We start from the raw sequence: 4,417 nt of genomic DNA on the forward strand, positions 1-4,417 counted from the left end.
ACCTTGGCGCGCCGCAGGATATCGGATTCGGTCCGCCCCTCGACCAGGCCGAAATCCGCCGTGCCGTCGAGGACCTGGGTCTCGACCTGGCTGGTGTTGCCGATGCTGACATTCAGCCTGACGGCGGGATAGGCCTCATGGAAGGCAGCCAGCCGGCGTGGCAGCCAGTAGCTGGCGATGGTCTGGCTGGCGGCGATCGACAGGCTGCCGGTGACGGTCTGCGAGACATCCGCCAGCACGTTGCTGGCGGCCGCGGCGCGTTCCAGAACGGCCTTGGCCTCGGGCAGGAACCGGCGTCCGGTCTGCGCCAGCTCGATATTGCGCCCGACGCGGTCGAACAAGCGCACGCCATGCTGCTGTTCGAGCGCGCGGATGGCGGCCGAGGCGGCCGACTGCGAGATGCCCAGAAGCTCGGCCGCCTTGGTCATATGCCCGCGCTCGGCGACGGCGACGAAGATGCGCAACTGATCGAGAGTCATGCCCGCATTAAGAAGGACAGTCGATTGGAATTACAAGAGCAACTTGTTAGACAGATCGATTGCTTTGTTCTAAGTTTTTAAGCGGAATTGGAAAAAAATCGCGGCCGAGTCGCGAGGATTAGAATTGATGGGGCGGTTCAAGTCTTTGTTCGCACATTGGACGCGCAGCCTTCGGCGGCGGGTCGCCGGCGAACGCTATCACCCTGAACAACACTACATGCGCGGTCCCGGACCCAAGACGAGAGCCAAGAACGCGGACCGTAAAAGCGCCCCCCGATCATGAGCCACGGTGCGCCGCGCGGCGCAAATTCCGCCCCGTCGCAAAGGCCGCTGGCCGACACACGCGCGCCTGACGAGGGTGACGGCGTCGACACCTCGCCCAGCGTCTCCGACCGGATCGCCAAGACAACCTGCTACATGTGCGCCTGCCGCTGCGGCATCGACGTCCACATCAAGGACGGCAAGGTGCGCTACATCAACGGCAACAAGGACCATCCGGTCAATCGCGGCGTGATCTGCGGCAAGGGCAGCGCCGGCATCATGCAGCATTACAGCCCGGCACGGCTGACGAAGCCGCTTCTGCGCAGCGGGCCGCGCGGCTCGGGCGAATTCCGCGAGATCGAATGGGAGGAAGCCTTTTCGATCGCAACGGAGCGGCTTTCCGCAATACGCCGGAGCGATCCCAAAAGGCTCGCCTTCTTCACCGGGCGCGACCAGTCGCAGTCGCTGACCGGCTGGTGGGCAAGCCAGTTCGGCACGCCGAACTTCGCCGCCCATGGCGGCTTCTGCTCGGTCAACATGGCGGCCGGCGGCCTCTACACGATCGGCGGCTCGTTCTGGGAATTCGGCGAGCCCGATTGGGACAACACGAAATACTTCATGCTGTTCGGCGTCGCCGAGGACCATGATTCCAACCCGATCAAGATCGGCCTCGGCAAACTCAAGGCGCGCGGCGCCAAGGTCGTCTCGATCAATCCGTGCCGCACCGGCTACAACGCCATCGCCGACGACTGGATCGGCATCAGGCCGGGCACCGACGGCCTGTTCGTGCTGGCGCTTGTCCACGAGCTGCTCAAGGCCGGCCGCGTCGATCTCGACTATCTGCTGCGCTACACCAACGCCCATCTGCTCGTGATCCAGGAGCCGGGGGCGGCCGATGACGGGCTGTTCGTTCGCGACGGCGCCGGCCATTCGGTCGCCTGGGACAGGATTGCGAAGACCCCGGTCCGGGCTGCCGACCCCAACGCGAAACCGGCGCTGACCGGCAGCCACACGGTCAACGGCCGCCGCTGCGTTCCGGTGTTCCAGCTCCTTGCCGACCGCTATCTCGACGACAGCTATTCGCCCGACGCGGTCGCCGACCGCTGCGGTGTTGCCGCCGACACGATCCGCCGCATCGCGGCGGAGCTGGCGCATGTCGCCTTCGAGCAGACGATCGAACTGCCGGTGGCCTGGACCGATTGGGCCGGACGCCGGCACGAGACGATCAAGGGCCGGCCCGTGTCGATGCACGCCATGCGCGGCATCTCGGCCCATTCCAACGGCTTTCACACCTGCCGCGCCATTCATCTGCTGCAGGTGCTGCTGGGCACCGTGGATGTGCCGGGCGGCTTTCGCTTCAAGCCACCCTATCCGCGTTGCGCACCGCCGGGACCGAAGCCCGCGGGCAAGCATGTCCGGCCGATGACGCCGCTTGAAGGCATGCCGCTCGGCTTCGTCTGCGGACCGGATGACCTTCTGGTCGACGAGACCGGCACGCCCACCCGCATCGACAAGGCCTATTCCTGGGAGGCGCCGCTCGCCGCCCACGGCCTGATGCACAGCGTCATCCGCAATGCCTGGGCGGGTGATCCCTACCGGATCGACACGCTGTTGATGTACATGTCGAACATGGCCTGGAATTCCTCGATGAACACCGTCGAGACGATTCGTATGCTGACCGACAAGGATGCATCTGGCGCGTACAAGATCCCCTTCATCATCTATTCCGATGCCTACTACTCGGAGACGGTGCCGTTCGCCGACCTGGTGCTGCCGGACACGACATATCTCGAGCGGCATGACTGCATCAGCCTGCTCGACCGGCCGATCAGCCATGCCGACGGACCCGGCGACGCCATCCGCTATCCCGTCGTGGAGCCGGACCGCGACGTCAGGCCGTTCCAATCGGTGCTGATCGAACTCGGCGCGCGCCTCGCCCTGCCCGGTTTCGTCACCGACGAGGGCACCGCCAAATACCGCGACTATGCTGACTACATCGTCAACCACGAGCGCATGCCCGGCATCGGACCGCTCGCCGGCTGGCGCGGCAAGGACGGTGGCTCGACCGGCAGAGGCGAGCCCAATCCCGATCAGCTGCAGCGCTACATCGACAATGGCGGCTTCTGGCACCAGGATTTTTCCGCCGACCAGCGCTACTACAAGATGGGCAACCGCTCCTATCTCGATTTCGCGGCTGAGATGGGTTTCATCGCCAAGGCCGAGCCAGTCGTCTTCCAGCTCTATTCCGAGCCGATGCAGCGCTTCCGGCTGGCCGCGCGTGGCCATGGGAAGGTGCGGCCGCCGGAGGCGGAGCGGACCCGCATCGAGACCTATATGGACCCGCTGCCGTTCTGGTACGCACCCTTAGAGGACGACGCTGCCGACCTCAAAAAATATCCTTTGCATGCGCTGACGCAGCGGCCGATGCACATGTACCATTCCTGGGGCTCGCAGAATGCGTGGCTGAGGCAGATCACCAGCCAGAACCGGCTGTTCGTGCATGCAAAGACGGCCGCCAATCTCGGGCTGGCAGATGACGACTGGGTGTGGATCGAGAGCGTCAACGGCCGGGTGAAGGGACAGATCAAGCTGATCGACGGCGTCAACCCCGACACGGTGTGGACATGGAACGCCATCGGCAAGCGGCGCGGCAGCTGGGGGCTGAAGGACGATGCGGCGGAGAGCAATCGCGGCTTCCTGCTCAACCACATCATCGGCGACCAGACCGCGGCGGACGCCAATGGCAAGCGCTATTCGAACTCCGACCCTGTGACGGGACAGGCGGCATGGTTCGACGTGCGGGTTCGGATCGTCAAATGCGCGTCGCAAGAAGCGGGCTTCACCGAGCCGCAATTCGAGCGGTTCAGAGAGCCGCCGCACTCCCACCCCTCGCCTGACATGCTTCAGTTCGGCGCCGAGTTCCGCATGAACAGGGAAGCCGCCGAATGACCTGCCTTCCGGCGCAAACCGACAAGAAACTCGGTCTCGTCATCGACCTCGACACCTGCGTCGGCTGCCAGGCCTGCGTCACCGCCTGCAAGGAATGGAACACCGGCGGCCATATGGCGCCGCTGACCGATATCGATCCCTACGGCGGCCATGTCGACGGCGTCTGGTTCAACCGCGTGCACAGCTATGAGCATACGACCGAGATGGGCGGACGCACGGTGAACTTCCCGCGCTCCTGTCTGCATTGCGAGCAGCCTGCTTGCGTCACCGTGTGCCCGACCGGCGCCTCCTACAAGCGGGCGTCGGACGGCATCGTGCTGGTCGACGAGGACAAATGCATCGGCTGCAAACTGTGTAGCTGGGCCTGCCCCTACGGCGCGCGCGAGTTCGACACGCAGGTCGGTGTGATGAAGAAATGCACGCTCTGCGTCGACCGCATCTACAACGACAATCTGGCCGAGGAGGATCGTGTGCCGGCCTGCGTGGCGGCCTGCCCGACCAGCGCCCGGCATTTCGGCGATCTCGGCGATCCGGCGTCAGCCGTATCGCAGCTGGTGACGGCGCGCGGCGGCGTCGACCTGATGCCGGAACTCGGCTATCGCCCGACCAACAAGTATCTGCCGCCGCGCGCCCATACGGGACGCGCCGCCAGGGTGCCGGCGCCGGCGCTGGAGCCGGTGCGGGCCGAAGGCGGCTTCCTCGGCTGGATCGACCGCATGCTTTCGAAC

At 65.2% G+C, this 4,417-nt stretch carries 3 protein-coding genes; 2 read left to right on the top strand and 1 reads right to left on the bottom strand.

The window, feature by feature from the left end:
- Nucleotides 1–479 (bottom strand): LysR family transcriptional regulator (locus tag EOA33_RS05255; RefSeq protein WP_127405131.1); only part of this gene is annotated, 479 nt, incomplete at its 3' end.
- Between the two features lie 279 nt (nt 480–758).
- Between EOA33_RS05255 and EOA33_RS05260 the strand changes: the two genes are divergently transcribed.
- Together EOA33_RS05260 and EOA33_RS05265 are read left to right on the top strand one after the other, a co-directional pair.
- The gene (locus EOA33_RS05260) at nt 759–3,689 is read left to right on the top strand and encodes a molybdopterin oxidoreductase family protein (RefSeq protein ID WP_127405132.1); all 2,931 of its coding nucleotides are present in this window, start codon (nt 759–761) and stop codon (nt 3,687–3,689) included.
- Nucleotides 3,686–4,417, top strand: a 732-nt coding sequence (locus tag EOA33_RS05265; RefSeq protein ID WP_128332473.1) for a 4Fe-4S dicluster domain-containing protein, incomplete at its 3' end; no start/stop codon positions are given. The genes EOA33_RS05260 and EOA33_RS05265, both read left to right, overlap by 4 nt.

The organism is Mesorhizobium sp. M4A.F.Ca.ET.050.02.1.1 (assembly GCF_003997725.1).
Taxonomy (GTDB): Bacteria; Pseudomonadota; Alphaproteobacteria; order Rhizobiales; family Rhizobiaceae; genus Mesorhizobium.

Bases quoted from the DNA above. Each gene is read 5' to 3' on its own strand.
- EOA33_RS05260 (WP_127405132.1), top strand. From the start codon at position 759: ATGAGCCACGGTGCGCCGCGCGGCGCAAATTCCGCCCCGTCGCAAAGG.